Source organism: Streptacidiphilus pinicola, from assembly GCF_003258295.1.
Classification (GTDB): Bacteria; Actinomycetota; Actinomycetes; order Streptomycetales; family Streptomycetaceae; genus Streptacidiphilus; species Streptacidiphilus pinicola.
In genome coordinates this window covers 15,843-37,553 of record NZ_QKYN01000021.1, presented here as the reverse complement: position 1 = coordinate 37,553, position 21,711 = coordinate 15,843, and the positions used below count along the sequence as shown (strand labels likewise).

The window sequence follows — 21,711 nt, the reverse complement described above, 5'->3', positions numbered from 1 at the left end:
CGCCGGGCGGCGGGGTCAGCGGGCAGGCGTCAGGGAGCGGGTGTCGGCCGTGGTTCCGGTCAGCCGACGGTGGCCGTCTCCTCCTCGCCGACGAAGGCGCGCCACAGGCGGGCGTAGGCCCCGTTCGCGGCCACCAGCTCGGCGTGGGTGCCGTCCTCGACGACGCGGCCGTGGTCCATGACCACCACCCGGTCGGCCCGGGCGGCCGTGCTGAGGCGGTGGGCGATGACCACGGTGGTACGGCGCTTGCCGCCGTGGCGGGCCAGGCGGTCGGCGGCGCGGTTGACCGCGGCCTCGGTGGCCAGGTCCAGCGCCGCGGTCGCCTCGTCGAGCAGCAGCAGGTCCGGGTCGACCAGTTCGGCACGGGCCAGGGCGATCAGCTGCCGCTGACCCGCCGACAGGTTCCGGCCGCGCTCGGTGACCTGGTAGAGGTAGCCGCCGTCGAGCCGCGCGATCATCTCGTGCGCGCCGACGGCCCGTGCCGCCGCCTCGACCTCGGCGTCGCTCGCGCCCGGCCGCCCGTAGGCGATCGCGTCACGGATCGTGCCCGCGAAGAGGTAGGCCTCCTGCGGGACGACGCCGAGGCGGTGCCGGAACTCGGCCAGGTCGAGCTCCCGCACGTCCTGCCCGTCCACCCGCACCGCGCCGCCGGTGACGTCGTAGAACCGGGCCAGCAGCTTGACCAGCGTCGACTTGCCCGCGCCGGTCTCGCCGACCAGCGCCACGGTCTGACCCGCCGGGATGCGCAGCTCGACGCCGGTGATCACCTCGGGCTTGCGCCCCGGCACCTTCGCGGCGACGGCACCCGCGACGGCCGGGGTGGTGCCGGCGACGGTCGCGTCGAGGTTCACGTCCGGGGTCAGCGCGTTGTAGGCGAAGTGGACGTCGTCGAAGTGGATCTCGCCGGTGAGCCGGCCGACCGACTCCGGCCGCGCGGCCTGCGGGGTCGAGGTCGGCGTGCGGAGCAGCTCCCGGATCCGGCTGAGACCCACGGCCGCCTGCTGGTAGCCGTCGAAGACCTGGGAGAGCTGCTGCACCGGGGAGAAGAACAGGTCGATGTAGAGCAGGTAGGCCACCAGCGCGCCGGTGGTCAGCGTGCCCGCGTTGACCCGGTTCGCGCCCACGATCAGCACCAGGGCCGCCGCGATGCTGGAGAGCATCTGCACGAACGGGAAGTAGAGCGATATGTACAGCTGCGCCCGGACCCGGGTGCGGCGGTAGTCGTCGCTGCGCTCGGCGAAGCGGGTGCGGTTGTGCTCCTCGCGCAGGAAGGCCTGCACGATCCGCATGCCGGCGACGTTCTCCTGCAGGTCCGCGTTGACGGTGCTGACCTTCTCGCGGCCGAGCTGGTAGATCTTCGACGACTTGGCGCGGAAGACCAGCGTCGCCACGATCAGCACCGGCAGCACCGCGAAGACGTAGAGCGCCAGCCCCGCGTCGAGCACGAGCAGCACGAAGAAGATGCCGAAGAAGGTGAGCAGGCTGACCACCGCGGTGACGACGCCCGTCTGCAGGAACGAGGTCAGCGCGTCGACGTCGGTCGTCATGCGGGTCATGATCCGGCCGCCGAGCTCGCGCTCGTAGTAGTCGAGGCCGAGCCGCTGCAGGTGCGCGAAGATCTTCACCCGCAGCCCGTAGAGCACCCGCTCGCCGGTGCGACCGCTGACCTGCGTCTCGGCGGTCTGCACGGCCCAGTCGACGAGGACCACGGCGAGGGCGATCAGCGAGACCACGCCGACCGCGCCGGCCGCTCCCTTGCTGACACCGTCGTCGATGCCGCGCCGGATCAGGATCGGCAGCACCAGCGAGGCGACCGCGTCCAGGGCCACCAGCAGCAGGGCCAGCAGCAGCGGACGCCGGAACGGCGCCAGCATCCGGCGCACGTTGAACCCCGGGTCGGGGCGGCGCGCCTCGTCGAGCGGGATCGCCGGGGTCTCGTCGGCCGGCGGCAGCGCGGCCACCTTGGCCAGCAGTTCCGGGGTGGCGGACATGGCGCCCATCGCCGCGCCCATGGCGCCGGGACCACCCATGTGCCCGGCGCCCGCCCCGGACCGGTTGGCGGTCGGGGGCGCGTCGGGGTCGGGCTCCGGGTACCGCTCGCGGTCCCACAGCTCCGGCGTCACACCGCCGGTGCGGCCCCGGCCGTCGGGGTGGGCCTGGGCGACGTACGCGGACAGCGACGCGTCGGCGTCGGCCGGCCCGGCGTGGGCCGGCGACGCGGCGTCGGCCGGGGCTCCGGCGTCGGTCAGGGCTCCGGCGTCGGCCAGCTCGGCCGCCAGCAGCGAGTCGGTGAGGATCTGGGCGGCGGGGTCGGCCTCGCGGATGTCGCCCGCCATCGCGTCCGGGTCGGTCAGCAGCGAGCGGTAGAGCGGACAGCGGGCGTCCAGCTCCTCGTGGGTGCCGAGGTCGACCAGGTGGCCCTGGTCCAGCACGCCGATCCGGTCGGCCAGCTGCAGCGTCGAGCGGCGGTGTGCGACCAGCAGCGTGGTGCGGCCGGCCATCACGGTGCGCAGGGCCTCGTGGATCTCCGCCTCGACCTGGGCGTCGACAGCGGAGGTCGCGTCGTCGAGCAGCAGGATGTGCGGGTCGGCCAGGATCGCGCGGGCCAGGGCGACGCGCTGACGCTGACCGCCGGAGAGGGTGAGCCCCTGCTCGCCGACGACCGTCTCGTAGCCGTCGGGCAGCTCGCCGATGAAGCCGTCCGCCTGGGCGGCGCGGGCGGCGGCGACCACCTCGTCGTCGGTGGCGTCCGGCCGGCCGTAGGCGATGTTGGTGCGCACCGACTCGGAGAAGAGGAAGCTGTCCTCCGGGACGATGCCTATCGCCGCGCGCAGCGAGCGCAGCGTCAGGTCGCGCACGTCGTGGCCGTGGACGCGGACCGTGCCGCTGGTCGCGTCGTAGAAGCGCGGCACGAGCATGCCGACCGTGGACTTGCCGGAGCCGGACGCGCCGACCAGCGCGACCGTCTCACCGGCCCGCAGGCTGAGGTTCAGCCCGCGCAGCACCGGCTCGGCGGAGGAGGCGTAGGCGAAGTCGACGTCCTCGAACGAGACGGCGGGCACGCCCGCGTCGGCCAGGCCCTGGCCGCCGTCGATCTCGTCGAGACGCTCCAGCGCGTCCACGCCGTCCGCGCCCTCGAGCTCGGTGAGCTCGTCGAGTTCGAGGTCGACCGCGGAGGCGCGCTCCTTGATCACCGGCCGCTCGTCGATCAGCTGCAGCACGCGCTCCACGCTGGCGCGGGCCTGCTGCCCGACCGTCAGCAGCATGGTGAGCATCCGGACCGGGCCGGTCATCTGGGCGACGTAGGTGGAGAAGGCGACGAAGGTGCCGAGCGTCACCTGGCCGCGCACGGCCAGCCAGCCGCCGAGAGCCAGCACCGCCACCTGCGCCAGCGCCGGGATGGCCTGCATCGCCGGGCTGTAACGGGCGCTCAGCCGGATGCCGCGCAGGCGCCTCGCGTAGAGGCGGCGGCTGGCGGACTCCAGTCGGGCGAGCTCCTGCTCCTCCTGCCCGAAGCCCTTGACGACGCGGACGCCGGAGACGGCTCCGTCCACGACGCCGGCCACCCGGCCGGCCTCCTGCTGCGCGGACCAGGTCGCCGGGAAGAGCTTCTTGCGGCTGAGCGAGGCGATCCACCACAGGGCGGGGGCCATCGCCAGCGCGATCAGCGTCAGCAGCGGCGACAGGAAGAGCATCACCACGATCGAGAGCAGGAACATCAGGACGTTGCCGGTCATCATCGGCAGCATCGAGAGCAGCCCGACGATCATTTGCAGGTCGGACGTGGCCCGGCCGACCACCTGGCCGGTGTCGAGCCCGTCCTGCTTGACGCCGTCGAGCCTGGTCAGCGAGTCGAAGAGGTCCTGCCGCATGTCGTGCTGGACGTCCATCGCGAGCCGGCCGCCCCAGTAGCGACGGACCAGCGTCAGGACGAAGACCGCGACCGCGGCGCCGACCAGCGCGATCGCCCAGGGGGCGAGCGCGCTGCGGTGGGTGGTGATGACGTCGTCGATGATGTGGCGCGGGATGAGCGGCACGAGGGCGCTGATGGCCATGCCGAGCAGCGACGCGCCGAAGGACAGCAGCACATTGGTGCGGTAGCGCCAGGCGTACCCGCTCAGCCGACGCACCCAACCGGCGCGGCGCGGAGCGCCCGAACCGGCGGAGGGGGCTGCGACTTCCCCCGGAGACTTATGAGCCTGAGACATATTTAGGGATACTAATCTTCTCGTCGGTCAGCTGTCCATGCCCCTTTAGGGGCTTACATACCCGCACGCGACTCACCATCCACCCATGCCGTAGACGCGCTCGACCGGAATGCGCACCACGAGCCGTCGGTCGGCGACCATCGCCGTCCGGTACTCGTCCCAGTCGGGGTGCTCGCCCGCGATCCGCCGGTAGACGTCGACCAGCTCCTCCACGGTCGCGTCGTCGGCTTCGGCCGCGACCGGCGTGAGCTGGGCCATCCCCTCGACCACGGCGTAGCCGCGGTAGTCAGGACGGGTGACGTAGACACTCACCCGCGCATCCCGGCGCAGGTTGGCCACCTTGGCCCGGTCAGCGGTCGTGGAGAAGCGGATCACCTGCGCGCCGGGGTCGAAGGTGATGCTCACATTGGAGAGCTGCGGCCTGCCGTCCCGCTTGAGCGTGACCACCGCACCGTTGCGCGACCGCGCGACCAGCTCCAACAGATCCTTGTCAGCCATCGTTCGCCCTCCGTGCCCCTGATGCCGCCCCCTGGGATCAGCACCAGAGTGCCGTCGGGTGTTCCCGTCGCACACCGGGCGAGAGGCGGGACGCGGCTCCGCGATGGTCGTAGGACTTCGGACGGAGGCGCACTCCACCGGCGCGCGCTACCCGCCGCGCGCTACCGACCGCCCTGCTCCGCGGCCGCACCGAGGGCGCCGAGGGCGAGGCGGTGCAGCAGCGCGGCCATCGCCGCGCGTCCGTCCGGGTGACCCGCGCCGGTGGGGCCGACGGCAGCGCTGTGCGGAGTGGAGTTCAGCAGCCCGAAGACCGCGTGGACGGCGGGGCGCGCCTCCTCGCCGAGGCCCGGGAAGACGTCCCGGGCGACCCCGACCCACAGCTCCACGTACTGGCGCTGCAGACTGCGGACCTGGCGGCGCTCCTTGTCCGGCAGGTTGAGCAGCTCCCGGTCGTGCAGGGTGATCAGCGCGCTCTCGTCGAGGGCGAAGTCGATGTGGCACAGAAGCAGCGACTCCAGGGCCTCCCTCGGGTCGGCCGACGCGTCGACGCGGCGGCGCCCCTGCTCCAGCAGCCGCTCGCTGATGCCGATCAGCAGATCGGCCAGCATCGCGTCCTTGCCGGCGAAGTGCCGGTACAGGCCCGGCCCGCTGATGCCGACGGCCCGGCCGATCTCGTCCACGCCCACGCCGAGGAATCCGCGCTCGGCGAAGAGCCGGGCGGCCTCGCGGCGGATCTGCGCGCGACGCGGATTCTCCGTCGCCGTCGCAGCATGGGAGGGACTCGAGGATGGCTTGACCATCAGGCCATCGTAGACAGACCTGTTAGGCGGCGTTAACCTGAGCCGTATAAGTTAACGCTCGTTCACACCGCTCGTTCACACCGCTCGTTCACACCGCTCGTTCACAGGAGCAAAGGAGCTCTCGGCGATGGCACCCGCTCCACTCCCCACCGGTTTTCCCCCGAGCCCACAGGCCCGGGCCGCCGCCCCGCGGCTGGAGAGCGCGGTGGATCCGACCTCGGACTCCTACCGGAGCAACACCGAGGGGCACCAGGCCCTGGCCGAGGAGCTGCGGGCCAAGCTCGCCGCGGCCGCGGCCGGCGGCGGAGCCCGCGCCCGCGAGCGGCACACCTCGCGCGGCAAACTGCTGCCGCGGGACCGAGTGGACACGCTGCTCGACGCCGGCTCCCCCTTCCTCGAACTCGCGCCGCTCGCGGCCGACGGCCTCTACAACGGGGACGCCCCCGCCGCGGGCGTGATCGCCGGCATCGGGCGGGTCGCGGGCCGTGAGGTGGTGATCGTCGCGAACGACGCCACCGTCAAGGGCGGCACCTACTACCCGATGACGGTCAAGAAGCACCTCCGGGCCCAGGAGGTCGCCCTCGACAACCGGCTGCCCTGCGTCTATCTCGTCGACTCTGGCGGCGCCTTCCTGCCGATGCAGGACGAGGTCTTCCCGGACCGGGACCACTTCGGCCGGATCTTCTACAACCAGGCCCGGCTCTCGGCGGCCGGCGTGCCGCAGCTGGCCGCCGTGCTCGGCTCCTGCACCGCGGGCGGCGCCTACGTCCCGGCCATGAGCGACCAGGCCGTCATCGTCCGCAACCAGGGGACGATCTTCCTGGGCGGACCGCCGCTGGTGAAGGCGGCGACCGGCGAGGTCGTCACCGCCGAGGAGCTGGGCGGCGGCGAGCTGCACTCGCGCACCTCCGGTGTCACCGACCACCTCGCCGAGAACGACAGCCACGCGCTCTCGATCCTGCGGACCATCGTCGGCGAGCTCGGCCCGCGCGCGCCGCGGCCGTGGACCGTCGAGCCCGTCGAGGAGCCCGCCGTCGACCCGGCCGGCCTCTACGGCGCGGTGCCGGTCGACTCGCGCACCCCCTACGACGTGCGCGAGATCATCGCCCGCATCGTCGACGGCAGCCGGTTCGCGGAGTTCAAGGCCGAGTACGGCTCGACCCTGGTCACCGGCTTCGCGCGGATCCAGGGCCACCCCGTCGGGATCGTGGCCAACAACGGGATCCTGTTCGCCGAGTCGGCACTCAAGGGCGCGCACTTCATCGAGCTCTGCGACCAGCGCGGCATCCCGCTGCTCTTCCTGCAGAACATCTCCGGCTTCATGGTCGGCCAGAAGTACGAGGCGGGCGGCATCGCCAAGCACGGCGCCAAGATGGTGACGGCCGTGGCCACCACCCGGGTGCCCAAGCTGACCGTCGTCGTCGGCGGCTCCTACGGCGCCGGCAACTACTCGATGTGCGGGCGGGCCTACTCCCCCCGGTTCCTGTGGATGTGGCCGAACGCCAAGATCTCCGTCATGGGCGGCGAGCAGGCCGCCTCGGTGCTGGCCACCGTGCGCCGCGACCAGATGGAGGCCCGCGGCGACGACTGGCCGGCCGAGGCGGAGGAGGAGTTCCGCCGCCCGGTGCGCGAGCAGTACGAGCGCCAGGGCAACGCCTACTACGCGACGGCCCGCCTGTGGGACGACGGCGTGATCGACCCGATGGACACCCGCACTGTGCTCGGCCTCGCGCTGAGCGCCTGTGCCAACGCGCCCCTGCCCGAGCCGCGCCCTTACGGCGTCTTCCGCATGTGACATGACGAGAGGTCACCTCCAGTGCCTATGTTCGAAAGTGTTCTGGTGGCCAACCGCGGCGAGATCGCGGTCCGGGTCATCCGCACGCTGAAGCGGCTCGGTGTCCGCTCCGTCGCCGTGCACAGCGCCGCCGACGCCGCAGCGCCGCACGTGCGCGCCGCGGACACCGCGGTCCTGATCGACAGTTACCTCGACGGAGCCGAGCTGGTCGCCGCCGCCAGGCGGGCCGGCGCCCAGGCCGTCCACCCCGGCTACGGCTTCCTCGCGGAGAACACGGGCTTCGCCCGTGCCTGCGCCGAGGCCGGTCTGGTCTTCATCGGCCCGCCCGCCGGGGCGATCGAGCTGATGGGCGACAAGATCAACGCCAAGGAGGCCGTCAAGGCCGCCGGCGTCCCGGTCGTCCCGGGCAGCAGCGGCGACGACCTCGACGACGCCGCCCTGATCGCGGCCGCGGCCGAGATCGGCTTCCCGGTGCTGCTCAAGCCCTCCGCCGGTGGCGGAGGCAAGGGCATGCGGCTGGTCCGTGAGGCGGACCGGCTGCCCGAGGAGATCGCCGCCGCGCGGCGCGAGGCCCGCACCTCGTTCGGCGACGACACCCTGCTGCTGGAGCGGTGGATCGACCGCCCCCGCCACATCGAGATCCAGATCCTCGCCGACGCCCACGGCAACGTCGTCCACCTGGGCGAGCGTGAGTGCAGCCTCCAGCGGCGGCACCAGAAGCTGATCGAGGAAGCCCCCTCCGTGCTCCTCGACGAGGCCACCCGCGCCGAGATGGGCGCGGCGGCCGTGCGTGCGGCGAAGTCCTGCGGCTACACCGGCGCAGGCACCGTCGAGTTCATCGTCCCCGGGGCCGATCCCTCCTCCCACTTCTTCATGGAGATGAACACCCGGCTCCAGGTGGAGCACCCGGTGACCGAACTGGTCACCGGCCTGGACCTGGTGGAGTGGCAGCTCCGCGTGGCCGCCGGCGAGGTGCTCCCGTTCGCCCAGGCCGACGTCACCCTCACCGGACACGCTGTCGAGGCGCGGATCTGCGCCGAGGACCCGAGCCGCGGGTTCCTCCCCTCCGGTGGGCAGGTCCTGCTGCTCCAGGAGCCCGACGGGGAGGGGATCCGGGTCGACTCCGGACTGGCCCCCGGGCTGGTCGTCGGCAGCACCTACGACCCGATGGTGTCCAAGGTCATCGCCTACGGCCCCGACCGGGACACCGCCCTGCGCAGGCTGCGCGCCGCCCTCGCGCAGACCGTCGTCCTCGGGGTCGTCACCAACGCCGGCTACCTGCGCCGGCTCATCTCTCATCCCGATGTCGTCGCGGGGCGCCTCGACACCGGACTGGTCGAGCGCCACCCGGAGCTGACGCTAGTCCCGACCGGCGACATCGGCCAAGCGGGCACCGCCCAGCCTGTGGACAACTTCCCGCTGCTGGCCGCGGCCCTGCTCCGGCAGCTCGCGCTGGCGCCCACGACCGCCGCCGACGGCGCCGGCTGGACCGACCCGTTCGCCCGGCCCACCGGCTGGCGGATCGGCGGCACCCCCGCCTGGGCCGGGCACCACCTGCGCCTGCCCGGCGCCGACCCGGTCCTGGTCCGGGTCCGGCCGGTGCGCGGCGCGGAGGGCGCCTACGAGGTGCGGATCGGCGACAGCGAGATCCTCCGGGCCGAGGCCCGGGCCGAGACGGCGCCCGGCGGTGCGGGCCGCCTCGCCGTCACCGTGGACGGCGTGACCCACGCCTTCGCCTGCGGCGTCGACGGGGCCGCACACGGCGACGGCACCGTCTGGCTCTCCCGCGACGGCGACAGCTGGGCCTGCCACGCCCACGATCCGCTGGCCGAGCTGGCCCTCGGTGGCGCCGGCGCCCAGGGCGGCACCCTGACCGCGCCCATGCCCGGCACGGTGACGCTGGTCAAGGCCTCCGTCGGCGACCCGGTGAAGCGGGGTCAGGCCGTGCTGGTGCTCGAGGCGATGAAGATGGAGCACGTCATCACCGCGCCGCACGACGGCACGGTCGCACAGCTCAAGGTCGTCCCCGGGGTCACCGTGGCGATGGACGACCTGCTCGCCGTGATCGCTCCGGCCTCGACTGACGAGACGTCGGAATCCTGAGGAGTGGTGATGACCGATCAGACTGTGCCGACCGAGCAGCGGGGCTCCCACGAGCCGACCGTGCTCGAGCTCGGCCTGCCGATGCGGGTCCGTGCGGACGGGCTGCCGCAGCGCGTGCGGATCCACGAGGTCGGCCCGCGCGACGGGCTGCAGAACGAGTCCGTCTCGCTGCCGGTCGAGGTCAAGGCGGAGTTCATCGCCCGGCTCGCGCGGGCGGGCCTGCGCACCGTGGAGGCGGCCAGCTTCGTCCACCCGAGATGGGTCCCCCAGTTGGCGGACGCCGAGGAACTCTTTCCTCAGGTCGCGCAGTTGCCGCAGCAGTACCCGGGGCTGCGGCTGCCGGTCCTGGTGCCCAACGAGCGGGGGCTGGACCGCGCGCTGGCCCTCGGCGCGACCGAGATCGCCGTCTTCGGCAGCGCCACCGAGACCTTCGCGGCGCGGAACCTGAACCGCACCGTCGCCGAGTCACTGGAGATGTTCGCGCCCGTCGTCCGCCGCGCCGCCGAGGCCGGGGTGACCGTGCGCGGCTACCTCTCCATGTGCTTCGGCGACCCGTGGGAGGGGCCCGTCCCGGCCCAGCAGGTCGTCGCCGTCGGGCAGGCCCTGCTGGAGCTCGGCTGCGCCGAGTTGAGCCTCGGCGACACCATCGGCACCGGCACGCCGGGCCAGGTCGAGGGGCTGCTCGGTGCGTTCGCCGCGGCGGGCGTCGGCCCGGAACGGCTGGCCGTGCACTTCCACGACACCTACGGCCAGGCCCTGGTGAACACGCTGGCGGCGCTGCGCTGCGGCGTCACCGTCGTGGACGCCTCGGCCGGCGGCCTGGGCGGCTGCCCGTACGCCAAGAGCGCCACCGGAAACCTCGCCACCGAGGACTTGGTCTGGATGCTCGACGGCCTCGGCATCGAGACCGGCGTCGACCTCGCCGCGCTGGCCGCCACCAGCCAGTGGCTCGCCGGACACCTCGGCAGGCCGAGCCCGTCCCGCGCCGTGCGCGCCCTGGTCGGAGCCGGCTGAGTCTCGCACCCACCGACGCGGTGGGCGGCCGCCCGACCAGCGGCCGCTCACCACCACAACTGCACAGCACCACTGCACCACCACCGGACGGCCACCGAAAGCGCCCACAAGGCCGCACGGCGGCCACCCGTTTCCCTCCTTCCGCCTCCGCACCCTCAGGAGACCACCATGCTGGACCACCGTCTGGAACCCGAGCACGAGGAACTGCGCCGTACCGTCCGGGAGTTCGCCCAGGACGTGGTCGCCCCGAAGATCGGGGAGTTCTACGAGCACGAGGAGTTCCCCTACGAGATCGTCCGTGAGATGGGCCGGATGGGCCTGTTCGGCCTGCCCTTCCCGGAGGAGTACGGGGGCATGGGCGGCGACTACTTCACGCTGGGCCTCGCGCTGGAGGAGCTGGCCCGGGTCGACTCCTCCGTGGCGATCACCCTGGAGGCCGCCGTCTCGCTCGGCGCCATGCCGATCTTCCTGTTCGGCACCGAGGAGCAGAAGCGCACCTGGCTGCCGAAGCTCTGCTCCGGCGAGATGCTGGGCGCCTTCGGCCTGACCGAGCCCGAGGGTGGCTCCGACGCGGGCGCCACGCGCACCACCGCCCGCTACGACAAGGACACCGACGAGTGGGTGATCAACGGCACGAAGTGCTTCATCACCAACTCGGGCACCGACATCACCGGGCTGGTGACCGTCACCGCCCTCACCGATTCGGGTGAGGATGCGGGAAAGACCTCGCCGACGCGCTCGATCTCGAGCATCCTCGTGCCCACGGGGACCCCGGGCTTCACGGTCTCCAAGAAGTACTCGAAGGTCGGTTGGAACGCCTCGGACACCCGGGAGCTCTCCTTCAGCGACTGCCGCGTGCCCGCGGCCAACCTGGTCGGAAAGCCGGGCCGTGGCTACGCGCAGTTCCTGCGGATCCTCGACGAGGGGCGGATCGCCATCGCCGCACTGGCCACCGGTCTGGCCCAGGGCTGCGTCGACGAGTCGCTGCGCTACTCCGCCGAGCGGCACGCCTTCGGCCGTGCGATCGGCGCCAACCAGGCGATCCAGTTCAAGGTCGCGGACATGGAGACGCGGGCGCACATGGCCCGGCTGGCCTGGTACCACGCGGCCAGCAGGATGGTGGCGGGCGAGCCGTTCAAGAAGGAGGCGGCGATCGCCAAGCTGTACTCCTCCGAGGCCGCCGTCGACAACGCGCGTGAGGCCACGCAGATCCACGGTGGCTACGGCTTCATGAACGAGTTCCCGGTGGCCCGCTTCTGGCGCGACTGCAAGATCCTCGAGATCGGCGAGGGCACCTCGGAGGTGCAGCGCATGCTGATCGCGCGGGAGCTCGGGATGCCGGCCTAGTCAGGGGATGACGACGACCGGGCGGTTGGCGCGCTTCGCCAGCCGTCCGGCGACGGAACCGAAGAGCCGGCCGACCCAGCCGTGGGAGCCGCCGACGACGATGGCGTCCGCGGCGTACTCCTTCGCGACCTCCTCCAGCTCGTGGCAGATGTCCCCGCCACGCTCGACGAGCACCCAGGGCACGTCGGAGAGGTAGTCGGCGCAGGCCAGCTCCAGGCCCAGCACCTCGGTGCGGTGGTCCGGCACGTCGACGAAGACGGGCGGCTCGCAGCCGGCCCAGACCGTCGCCGGGAGGCGGTTGGCCACGTGCACCAGCACCAGCCCTGAACCTGATCGCCGTGCCATGCCCACCGCGTAGGCGAGCGCGCGCTCGCTCGACACGGATCCGTCGAAGCCAACCACGACACCGTGGAGGAACGCGGGGTCGCAGGGGCGAACCCGTTGTGACTTGACTTCAAAACTAGGCATCGGCAGGTGGGGTCCCGTCGTCTGTTTGGGGTCGCGGGGCTCTCGGTGCTCGTAACCGGCCATGGCTTGAGGACGTTTCGCGAGGTGGGATACGAGATGGTGGTACGCGGGGCTGAGCGGGGGGAAGAGGGCTGCGGTCGTGGCGTGGTGGGCCTGAGCGGCCGGTTTTCCCCTTCCCTTCAGGGTACGGCGACATTCTGTCCGCGCCCAGACGCGGAGCGCACAGGCCGCGCAGTTCCCGCTAACGGAGGATGCGCACGCCCGGGGCGTGCATGGAGCATGCCTGAGCGCCGGGCCATGTGCAACGGTGCAGGCGCGGTCAGGTGGCCTCGGCGGCCGATTCACTTTCGGACAAAAGCATTCGATCCGCCTATCGCATATGCCAACAGACTGAAACCATGCGCCCATGCCGCCTCTCCTCCTCTTCGATCTTGACAACACCCTCATCGATCGGAACCAGGCCTTCCGAGGCTGGGCCCAGCGCTTCCTCAGCGCACGGGCGCTCCCCCTGGAGGACCTCGGCTGGTTGGCCACCCTGGACTGCGGCGGGTACTTCCCCCGCGAGGCGCTGTTGCGGGCCACGATGTCCCGCTACGGCCTGCACGTCTCCCTGGAGAAGCTGCTCGACGACTACGCGGAGACCATGATCGAGCTGATCGACTGCCCCGAGGAGCACCGGGCGGCGCTGCGGAGGGCCCGGGAGGCCGGCTGGACGCTCGGCATCGTCAGTAACGGCTCGACCAAGCAGCAGCGGGCCAAGATCGAGCGCACCGGGCTGGACGGTCTGGTCGACGGCTGGATCATCTCGGAGGAGGCCAACTGCGCCAAGCCCGATCCGCTGATCTTCCAGCTGGCGGCCGACCGGTGCAGACGTGGCGTTTCGGCCGGCCCGGTCGAGTTCTGCGAGCTCCCGACCCCCTCGGACGACTGGACCCGCACCACCTGGATGGTCGGCGACCACGCCCCCGCCGACATCGCGGGCGCCGCCGTGGCCGGTCTGCGCAGCGTCTGGCTCGACCACGGGCGCCCCTGGCCCGAGCTCGGCTATCGGCCCACGATCACCGCGAGCGGGATCCCGGAGGCGGTCGACGAGGTGTTGAGCGCACCGCTGGTCGCCTGACGCGCCCGAGCGCGCGGAGATGCGGGAGCGCGCGGAGAGGTCAGGGACGCAGCAGGGACCTCGGAGATGTAGAGGTAGGGGAGATACAGAGGAGGAGGGTCCGCGATCAGCGACCGGTCAGCGGCGCAGCTCTGCGGGGGTGGCCGGAAACTGCCACCAGCGGGCGATGCCGCGCTCGGTGAAACCGAGGCGGCGATAGAGCGGTTCGCCGAGCAGCGTGGCGGTCAGGGTCGCCGGCCGACCCGGGTGCGCGTCGAGCCCGGCGCGGACCACCGCCCGCGCCGCCCCCTGCGAGCGGAGTTCCGGGAGAGTGGCCACCCAGTAGAAGCCGACCGCCGTACCGTCGTCGTACGTCACGCACGCCGCGGCCGGATGTCCGTCCACCCGCGCGAGCCAGCTGCGCTGTCCCGGCACCACGGCCGCGGCCGGAAACTGCTGCCCACGCTGCCAGGGCAGTCGGTGCAGGATCGGAAAGCCCTCGACCACGACGCGCTCGACCGCGGCGAGGTCCTCCTCGTCCACGGCCTCACCTGCGCAGACCCGACCCGCATCGACCGCGCCCGCCTCGATCCCGCCCGCCTCGACCTCGCCCGTCGAAGCGCCCGTCGCGGCGGTGCCGGGCCGGTCGGTGGGGACGCGGCGGCGGAGGCTCGGCCTCTCGGTGGCATCGGGGTCGCGCACCATCATCGGCATGGCCAGCGCCGCCTCGAAGCCCAGGTCGCCGAGGTCGAGGGACTGGGTCGGGTCCTCCAGGCAGAGCTGCCGGGAGCCCCACTCCCGGAAGACCGCCAGCAGTTCACGTCGCAGTTCGTCGACGTCGGAGATCGGCCCCGCCGCCAGCAGCACGCGGTGCGCCAGCTCGGACCGGACGGCGGTGAAGCCCGGGCCGTCGACCCACTCCCACCCGCGCGCCCTCGCCATGGCCGTCCAGTGGCTTGCGGCGTTGCCGACAGCGAGTTCGACTCCCATCCGTTCACCCTAAAGCCTGACGCCGTCCGGCCGGGCGGCCAGGGGCGGCGCGGGCACCGGCCGCGCCTGCCCGGCACTCCCCTCACGGGGAGCGATGCGCACCGCGGGCACACCCCGGTTCGTCTGCTGATCAGGCGCCGAGCGGATTGGCTCGCGGTGGAGTGCGGGAGGAAATGTGCGCGGTTCGTGCGCCCCCCGCGCTCCAGGACGCCTCTTTTCGGTCAACTTCAGGACACATCCACGTGGTTGGCCATACGCCCAGCCCAGGCCCCTCGCACGGGCCGCGGTCCGCTCGTCGAGCGTGCGGGAACCGCGCCACAACTGGCCACGGCACGGCATGCCCCCTTCCCTGACGGGGTGATGGGTGCCACGCTTCGAGATCGAATGCTTCACGCCAAATTGCCATGTCGACATAGCGTCTGATGGTGAACTAGTCGCAACAGCCGCGCCCGAGCCAGTAGATTCGATCTTGATGGGAGCACGCGAGAGGCGGGGGGCTCGGCAAGCGCCATCTCAGGACGGGTGCGGACGGCACCGTGGAATCACAGGGACCGGGACGACCATGACAGCGAGGGGGGCCGGAGCGCCTTGAGCAGGGTCAGCAGGACTACCGTCACCGGGGACGAGGCGACCGCCGGCGTCCCGGTCGGCGCCACCGGTTCCGGCAGTCTCGCCAGTGGATCAACCGGCCTCGCCGTCGCAGCTCCCCGCAAGCTCTCGGGCCGCCGCCGGTCCGAGATCGTGGCCGTGCTGCTCTTCAGCGGCGGCCCGATCTTCGAGAGTTCAATCCCGCTCTCCGTCTTCGGCATCGACCGCCAGGACACCGGGCTCCCGCACTACCGGCTGCTGGTGTGCGCCGGCGAGAACGGTCCGCTCGCGACGACCGGCGGCCTGACCATGACGGCCCCCTACGGACTCGAGGGCCTGGCCCGCGCCGGCACCGTTGTCGTCCCCGCCTGGCGCTCGGCCGGGCAGACCCCGCCCGCCGAGGCGCTCGCCGCCCTGCGCAAGGCCCACGCCGAAGGCGCGCGGATCATCGGCCTGTGCACCGGCGCCTTCGTGCTCGCCGCCGCCGGACTGCTCGACGGCCGCCCCGCGACCACGCACTGGATGTACGCGCCGACCCTGGCCAAGCGGTACCCGCAGATCCAGGTCGACCCGCGGGAGCTCTTCATCGACGAGGGCGACGTGCTGACCAGCGCCGGCACGGCGGCCGGCATCGACCTGTGCCTGCACGTGGTCCGCACCGACCACGGCGCGGAGGCCGCCGCGGCCCTGGCCCGCCGCCTCGTCGTTCCGGTGCGCCGGTCCGGCGGACAGGCGCCGTACGTCGATCGGTCTTTACCCGAGGAGATCGGCAACGACCCGCTCGCCGAGGTCGTCACCTGGGCGCTGGACAACCTCTCCAAGCAGTTCGACGTGGAGGTGCTGGCCGCTCGCGCGTACATGAGCCGGCGCACGTTCGACCGGCGCTTCCGGGCGCTGACCGGCAGCGCGCCCCTGCAGTGGCTCATCTCGCAGCGGGTGCTGCAGGCGCAGCGACTGCTGGAGACCACGGAGCTCTCCGTCGACGAGGTCGCACGCCGCTGCGGCTTCCGCTCGCCGGTGGCGCTGCGCGGCCACTTCCGGCGGCAGCTCGGCGTCTCCCCGGCGGTCTACCGCAGCACCTTCCGGGCCCGCCGCCCGGAGCCCGGCGCACCGAACGGGAGCGCCGGTGCGGGTGGAGTGACCAACGGAGCCGCCATCGCGGTTCCGCAGCAGAGCGGGGCGGCATCCGGCGCGGGTGGCGGCGACCAGTCGGGCGGCTCGCAGCCCACGGTGCCGCCGCAGGGCGGACCGGGACGCGGCCGTCCCACGCCCCGCGTCGGCGGACGTTCGCGCCAGGCCGGTTCGGGCCGTCCGGCGTCGGCCGACCACTCCTCCCCCACCGAGGACAGCCGTCCCGGCCCGGCCCAGGCGCTGAGCCACCCCGACAGCGCCACCGCCGCCCTCCGCCGCCGCGGCGCGGAACGCCGGTAGCGACCGGCGCACGGGCCCGAGGCGACCACCCGGGACAGGGTGCCGAGGGTGGGCGCATGCCGCACGCCCTCATCACCCCGTCCCTGGCCCGACACCACTGAGGCGACACCGTCGTGGCGACTCCATCGGGGCGACGACGGCGGGTCTCGACCGGACCCCCGCGCACCCGGGTCGACGTGTCGACTTGCACGGGTGAAGGGCGATGATCGACCATGACGGGTCAGCCGATCCCCCGCCCGGGTCCGTGGCGTGGTTCGCGGTTGACGTCGTAAGCAGGACGCGCACAAGCCCCGGGACGGTGAGCGGGATGAACGACCGCATGGTGTGGATCGACTGCGAGATGACGGGACTCGACCTCGAACGAGACGCCCTGGTGGAGGTCGCCGCCCTGGTGACCGACTCCGAGCTCAACATTCTGGGTGAGGGCGTCGACATCGTGGTCCGCCCCCCGGACGCGGCCATCGAGCAGATGCCGGACGTGGTGCGGGAGATGCACACCGCCTCGGGCCTGCTGGAGGAGCTGGCCGGCGGCATCACCCTGGCCGAGGCCGAGGCCCAGGTGCTCGCCTACGTGCGGGCCCACGTCCCGGAGGCCGGCAAGGCCCCGCTGTGCGGGAACTCGGTGGCGACGGACCGCGGCTTCCTCTCCCGGGACATGCCCGCGCTGGAGAACCACCTGCACTACCGGATCGTCGACGTGTCGTCGATCAAGGAGCTGGCCCGCCGGTGGTACCCGCGCGCCTACTACAACAGCCCCAAGAAGCAGGGCAACCACCGTGCCCTCGCGGACATCCGGGAGAGCATCGCGGAGTTGAAGTACTACCGCGAGGCCGTCTTCGTGCCGAAGCCGGGCCCGGACACCGAGGCCGCACGCGCGATCGCCGCACGTTTCGAGCAGCCGCCGGCCTGATACCGGGTCGAACCGGACCGCCTCCGGCCATGGGAAACGTGGTCGAGAGCACCCCGCCGGATCCTGTAGAGTTATCTCCGTCAGCGCGCGAGAGCGCAGCGGACAGATGGTGGGTGTAGCTCAGCTGGTAGAGCACTGGGTTGTGATCCCAGGTGTCGCGGGTTCGAGCCCCGTCACTCACCCCATCGAAGGCTTCGGGCCCGACCGTTCGACGGTCGGGCCCGAAGTCGTTCTCGGCTTCCGGGCTCTGAGCCCGGATCAGGGGATCCGGCGGATCAGGCCTCCGGGTGCTCCTCGGACTCCGGGAAGAGCAGCCCACCCGCCTCCAGCTCCGCGTCGGCCTCCGCCTCCAGCTCGGGCACGCTCGGCACCGGCTCGACGCTCGGCGGCTCCGGGGCGCTCGGGGCGACCGCCGCCGCACCGGCTCGGGCCGCCGCGGCCGGAGCACCCCCGTTGCTGTCCGGCTTGGGCGTCATCCCGTCGAGGAAGCGGAGCAGCTCCACCGGGAAGGGCAGCACCAGCGTGGAGTTCTTCTCCGCGGCCACCTCGACGACGGTCTGCAGCAGACGCAGCTGGAGTGCGGCCGGAGTGTCCGACATGATCGTCGCGGCCTCGGAGAGCTTGCGCGAGGCCTGGAACTCACCGTCCGCGGTGATGATGCGGGCACGACGCTCACGCTCCGCCTCGGCCTGCCGGGACATCGACCGCTTCATCGACTCCGGCAGCGCGACGTCCTTGATCTCCACCCGGTCGATGTGGATGCCCCAGCCGACCGCCGGGCTGTCGATCATCAGCTCGAGCCCCTGGTTCAGCGGCTCGCGGTTGGTCAGCAGGTCGTCCAGCTCGCTCTTGCCGATGATCGAGCGGAGCGAGGTCTGCGCGACCTGGGACATCGCGAAGGTGTAGTTCTGCACGTTGACCGTGGCGAGGACCGGATCCTCGACCCGGAAGTAGACGACGGCGTCGACCCGGACGGTCACGTTGTCACGGGTGATGCCCTCCTGGGCCGGCACCGGCATGGTGATGATCTGGACATTCACCTTGCGCAGCCGGTCCGCGACCGGCAGCAGCAGCGTCAGGCCGGGACCCCGGATCCCGCTGCGGACCCGGCCGAAGCGGAACACCACACCCTTCTCGAACTGCTGGACGACGCGCACCCCCGTCGCCAGCCACAGGGCACCCGCGCCGAGCACCCCCAGGACGACATCCACAGCCAGCATCGCCATCACCCGATCTCGTCCAAGAAGGACACCCGGCAGCCACCCCGCCACGTTCCACGCTACTCGTGGGTCAGGCCAGGAGGAACGGTCGTGCGGAACCGGTGATCAGCCGTTCGACAGCGCTGCCCTGGGCTCCGCACAGGCGCGCATACCCCGTATCGGCATGGATCACCCACGCGACGGCCCCGCCGGAGCGGACGTCCGGGCCTCAGGCGGACTCGCGTACCACCAGCTCCGTGGAGAGGATGATCTGCCGGTGGCTGCGGCCCGGGGTGGCGATCTCCTCCAGCAACAACCGGGCCATGGCGCGGCCCATCTCCTCGCTGGGCTGGCGGACCGAGGTCAGCGGCGGCTCGGTGTGCCGGGCGACGGGCGAGTCGTCGAAGCCGACCACGGCGACGTCCTCCGGTATCCGGCGGCCGGCCCGGCGCAGCGCGCGCATGGCACCCGCCGCCATCAGGTCGGAGGCGCAGAAGACCGCGTCGACGGCGGGCTCGCGGTCGAGCAGCTCCGTCATGGTCCGCTCCCCGGACTCCTCGGAGAAGTCCCCGTGGGCGATCAGCCCGGCCTCGACGGCCACGCCGGCCTCCTCCATGGCGCGCCGGTAGCCGTCGAGACGGACGCAGGACGCCTCCATGTCCATCGGACCGGTGATCGTGGCCACCCGGCGCCGGCCGAGACCGAGCAGGTGGCGCACCGCCGCCCAGGCGCCCCCGAGGTTGTCCGGGTTGACGTAGCTGAGCGGCTCCAGCTCGGAGCGACGACCGCCGAGCACGGTGGGCAGCCCGGTGCGCTCCAGCAGTTCGACCACGGGATCGTCGTCGTGGACGGAGACCAGCAGCACCCCGTCGACGCGCCGTCCGTCGAGGAAGCCGGCCAGCCGGCGCCGCTCCCGCTCCGTGCTGACCAGGATCAGCAGCAGCTGCAGCTCGGTGTCGGAGATCTCGCTGGCGACGCCGCGGATGATCGAGGCGAAGAAGGGCTCGGAGGCGAGCCGGGTCTCGGTCTCCGGCACGATCAGGGCGATGGCGTCGGCCCGGCTCGTGGCCAGCGAGCGGGCGGCGCGGTTCGGCACGTAGCCGAGCTCGGCGATGGCCTGCTCCACCGCCGTGCGCGCCCGCGGGCTGACCCCGGCCGCGCCGTTGACCACGCGCGACACCGTGCCGCGCCCGACCCCGGCCAGCGCGGCGACGGCCTCCAACGTGGGCTTGCCCTCCCCGCGACCGGCTGCCCTGCTGCTCATGGCGCTCCCTCGCTGCCCTCGTTCGCCGTTCGCGCGCGATGCGCCGACGATCACGGGAACACCGTAGCGTGTCCACGCAATGTCTGGGAGCGCTCCCAACTTTCGAGGGAAAGTCTCCGCAGACTCCTTGACAGTCGCGCGCGACGGGATCCAGGCTTCCAATCAGCAAGCGGCTGGGAGCGCTCCCAGATCCGCGCCTGGATCCGGTGCCTTCGACGGCCCGACGGAGCACCTCACCGCCGCTTGCCACCTCTTGCCGCCTCTTGCCGCCATCCGCCTCGGACTCCCGGGAGTCTGCCGCGATGACCTCCGTCGACGCCTCACCGTCCCGCCGGACCACCGGCCTTCCCACCCAGACCCGATCCTCGCCGGCCGACGACGGCCTGCTGCGCTTCCCCGCCGACTTCCTGTGGGGCACGGCCACCTCGTCCTACCAGGTGGAGGGCGCGGCCGCCGAGGGCGGGCGCACACCCTCCATCTGGGACACCTTCAGCGCCACACCCGGGAAGACCCACCACGGGGACACCGGGGCCGTCGCCGTGGACCACTACCACCGCTTCCGCGAGGACGTGGCCCTGATGCGCGAGCTCGGGCTGACCGCCTACCGGTTCTCGGTCTCCTGGTCCCGGGTCCAGCCGACGGGTCGCGGCCCCGCCGTCGAGCGCGGGCTCGACTTCTACCGCAGCCTGGTCGACGCCCTGCTCGAGGCCGGGATCACCCCGGTGGCCACGCTCTACCACTGGGATCTGCCACAGGAGTTGGAGGACGCGGGCGGCTGGCCGGCCCGTGAGACCGCCGAGCGGTTCGGCGACTACGCGTCCCTGGTCGCCGAGGGGCTGGGCGACCGGCTGAAGCACTGGACCACGCTGAACGAGCCCTGGTGCTCGGCGTTCCTGGGCTACGCCTCGGGCGTCCACGCCCCCGGGCGGAGGGATCCCGGCGACGCGCTGCGGGCGGCGCACCATCTGAACCTCGGCCACGGCCGGGCCGCCGCCGCGGTCCGGGCGGCGGTGCCCGACGCCAACCTGTCCGTCAGCCTCAACCTGCACCAGGTCCGCCCGGTCAGTGACAGCGCGGCGGACGCCGAGGCCGCACGCCGGATCGACGCGGTCGGCAACCGGATCTTCACCGGGCCCATGCTGCACGGCCGTTACGACGACGACCTGCTCGCCGACACCGCGCGCCTGGTCGAGTGGGAGCAGTTGGTCCAGCCCGGCGATCTCGCGGCCGCCCACGCCCCGCTCGACCTGATCGGCATCAACTACTACACCCCCACCTGGGTCTGCGCCGAGGGCCCCAGCAGCAGCGACCCGCACGGCACCGGAGGGGCCTCCCCCTGGCCGGGCTCCGAGTCGGTCGCCTTCCGCCAGCCGGAGGGTCCGGCCACCAACATGGGCTGGCCGATCGACGCCACCGGGCTCTTCGACCTGCTCTCCCGGGTACACGAGGAGCGGCCCGATCTGCCGCTGCTGATCACCGAGAACGGCATGGCCTGCGACGACTACCCGAACCCCGAGGGCGAGGTGCGGGATCCGGAGCGGGTCGCCTACCTGCAGGACCATCTCGCCGCCGTGCACCGCGCACTCTCCGCAGGCATCGACGTCCGCGGCTACTTCCTGTGGTCACTGCTGGACAACTTCGAGTGGAGCTACGGCTACTCCAAGCGATTCGGCATGGTCTACGTCGACTTCGCCACCCAGCGGCGTATCCCCAAGTCCAGCGCCCACTGGTACGGCGAGGCCGCACACAGGGGGGCGATACCCAAGCCCTGACAGTAACGCTGCGTAGCTCCCGATCGTTGGACCCGGCGTGCACATGTTCGTCGTCCTGATCGCTCCCGCACCCACGCCGGCGCCCGCCCCCGGGCCCGGCTCGGCAGCGGCGGATCACGCCGGGACGATGGCCTGGCTCTTTCCCGTCCTGCTGGGCCTGCTGCTGACCGCGATCGCCTGCTACAAGCACCGGGGTCTGCCCGGCGGCCACTGACCGCAGCCGGC

At 72.4% G+C, this 21,711-nt stretch carries 16 protein-coding genes and 1 tRNA gene; 10 read left to right on the top strand and 7 right to left on the bottom strand.

Going from position 1 to position 21,711, the window contains the following annotated elements:
* Positions 1-59 precede the first annotated feature (59 nt).
* The 3 genes from DN069_RS04940 to DN069_RS04930 form a co-directional block, all read right to left on the bottom strand.
* A complete protein-coding gene (locus DN069_RS04940) occupies positions 60-4,208 on the bottom strand; it encodes an ABC transporter ATP-binding protein (RefSeq protein WP_111499579.1) in 4,149 nt (1,382 codons plus the stop codon).
* A gap of 72 nt (positions 4,209-4,280) precedes the next feature.
* Positions 4,281-4,706 (bottom strand): PPOX class F420-dependent oxidoreductase, encoded by a 426-nt coding sequence (locus DN069_RS04935; RefSeq protein WP_111499578.1) that lies wholly within the window; start codon positions 4,704-4,706, stop codon positions 4,281-4,283.
* Positions 4,707-4,867: 161 nt separating this feature from the next.
* Positions 4,868-5,506, bottom strand: coding sequence for an SACE_7040 family transcriptional regulator (locus tag DN069_RS04930; RefSeq protein ID WP_111499577.1), 639 nt, complete (start codon positions 5,504-5,506; stop codon positions 4,868-4,870).
* A 127-nt stretch (positions 5,507-5,633) separates the two neighbouring features.
* Here DN069_RS04930 and DN069_RS04925 point away from each other — a divergent pair, with 127 nt between their 5' ends.
* From DN069_RS04925 to DN069_RS04910, 4 genes are all read left to right on the top strand, one after another.
* A complete protein-coding gene (locus DN069_RS04925; RefSeq protein ID WP_111499576.1) occupies positions 5,634-7,301 on the top strand; it encodes a carboxyl transferase domain-containing protein in 1,668 nt (555 codons plus the stop codon).
* Positions 7,302-7,328: 27 nt separating this feature from the next.
* A complete protein-coding gene (locus tag DN069_RS04920) occupies positions 7,329-9,404 on the top strand; it encodes an ATP-binding protein (RefSeq protein WP_111499575.1) in 2,076 nt (691 codons plus the stop codon).
* An 81-nt stretch (positions 9,405-9,485) separates the two neighbouring features.
* Positions 9,486-10,418: a hydroxymethylglutaryl-CoA lyase gene (locus DN069_RS04915; protein ID WP_424556255.1), complete on the top strand. Its 933-nt coding sequence runs from the start codon at positions 9,486-9,488 to the stop codon at positions 10,416-10,418.
* A gap of 171 nt (positions 10,419-10,589) precedes the next feature.
* Positions 10,590-11,765, top strand: coding sequence for an acyl-CoA dehydrogenase family protein (locus tag DN069_RS04910; protein WP_111499607.1), 1,176 nt, complete (start codon positions 10,590-10,592; stop codon positions 11,763-11,765).
* Here the strand turns inward: DN069_RS04910 and DN069_RS04905 are convergent, their stop codons facing one another.
* Positions 11,766-12,296, bottom strand: a complete 531-nt coding sequence (locus DN069_RS04905; protein WP_111499573.1) for a universal stress protein — start codon at positions 12,294-12,296, stop codon at positions 11,766-11,768.
* Between the two features lie 343 nt (positions 12,297-12,639).
* Here DN069_RS04905 and DN069_RS04900 point away from each other — a divergent pair, with 343 nt between their 5' ends.
* On the top strand, positions 12,640-13,353 hold the full coding sequence (locus DN069_RS04900) for an HAD family hydrolase (RefSeq protein ID WP_111499572.1): 714 nt from the start codon (positions 12,640-12,642) through the stop codon (positions 13,351-13,353).
* A gap of 117 nt (positions 13,354-13,470) precedes the next feature.
* On the opposite strand, the gene DN069_RS04895 is transcribed toward DN069_RS04900, so the two are convergent.
* A complete protein-coding gene (locus tag DN069_RS04895) occupies positions 13,471-14,322 on the bottom strand; it encodes a GNAT family N-acetyltransferase (protein WP_111499571.1) in 852 nt (283 codons plus the stop codon).
* A 738-nt stretch (positions 14,323-15,060) separates the two neighbouring features.
* On the opposite strand from DN069_RS04895, the gene DN069_RS04890 reads away from it, so the two are divergent.
* The 3 genes from DN069_RS04890 (at position 15,061) to DN069_RS04880 (ending at position 17,436) form a co-directional block, all read left to right on the top strand.
* Positions 15,061-16,341, top strand: a complete 1,281-nt coding sequence (locus DN069_RS04890) for a helix-turn-helix domain-containing protein (protein WP_243638918.1) — start codon at positions 15,061-15,063, stop codon at positions 16,339-16,341.
* 307 nt (positions 16,342-16,648) lie between these two features.
* Positions 16,649-17,251, top strand: coding sequence for an oligoribonuclease (orn, locus tag DN069_RS04885; RefSeq protein WP_111499569.1), 603 nt, complete (start codon positions 16,649-16,651; stop codon positions 17,249-17,251).
* Between the two features lie 109 nt (positions 17,252-17,360).
* Positions 17,361-17,436, top strand: a tRNA-His gene (locus DN069_RS04880).
* 90 nt (positions 17,437-17,526) lie between these two features.
* On the opposite strand, the gene DN069_RS04875 is transcribed toward DN069_RS04880, so the two are convergent.
* Both DN069_RS04875 and DN069_RS04870 read right to left on the bottom strand, forming a co-directional pair.
* A complete protein-coding gene (locus tag DN069_RS04875) occupies positions 17,527-18,471 on the bottom strand; it encodes a slipin family protein (protein WP_424556252.1) in 945 nt (314 codons plus the stop codon).
* A gap of 208 nt (positions 18,472-18,679) precedes the next feature.
* Positions 18,680-19,714 carry a LacI family DNA-binding transcriptional regulator gene (locus DN069_RS04870; RefSeq protein WP_111499568.1) on the bottom strand — a complete coding sequence of 345 codons (1,035 nt, stop codon included), beginning with the start codon at positions 19,712-19,714 and terminating at the stop codon, positions 18,680-18,682.
* Between the two features lie 302 nt (positions 19,715-20,016).
* Between DN069_RS04870 and DN069_RS04865 the strand changes: the two genes are divergently transcribed.
* Both DN069_RS04865 and DN069_RS39830 read left to right on the top strand, forming a co-directional pair.
* Positions 20,017-21,486, top strand: a complete 1,470-nt coding sequence (locus DN069_RS04865) for a GH1 family beta-glucosidase (protein WP_111499567.1) — start codon at positions 20,017-20,019, stop codon at positions 21,484-21,486.
* Between the two features lie 37 nt (positions 21,487-21,523).
* Complete coding sequence (locus tag DN069_RS39830) at positions 21,524-21,700, top strand: hypothetical protein (protein ID WP_165845373.1); 177 nt, start codon at positions 21,524-21,526, stop codon at positions 21,698-21,700.
* The last annotated feature ends 11 nt before the right edge of the window (positions 21,701-21,711 follow it).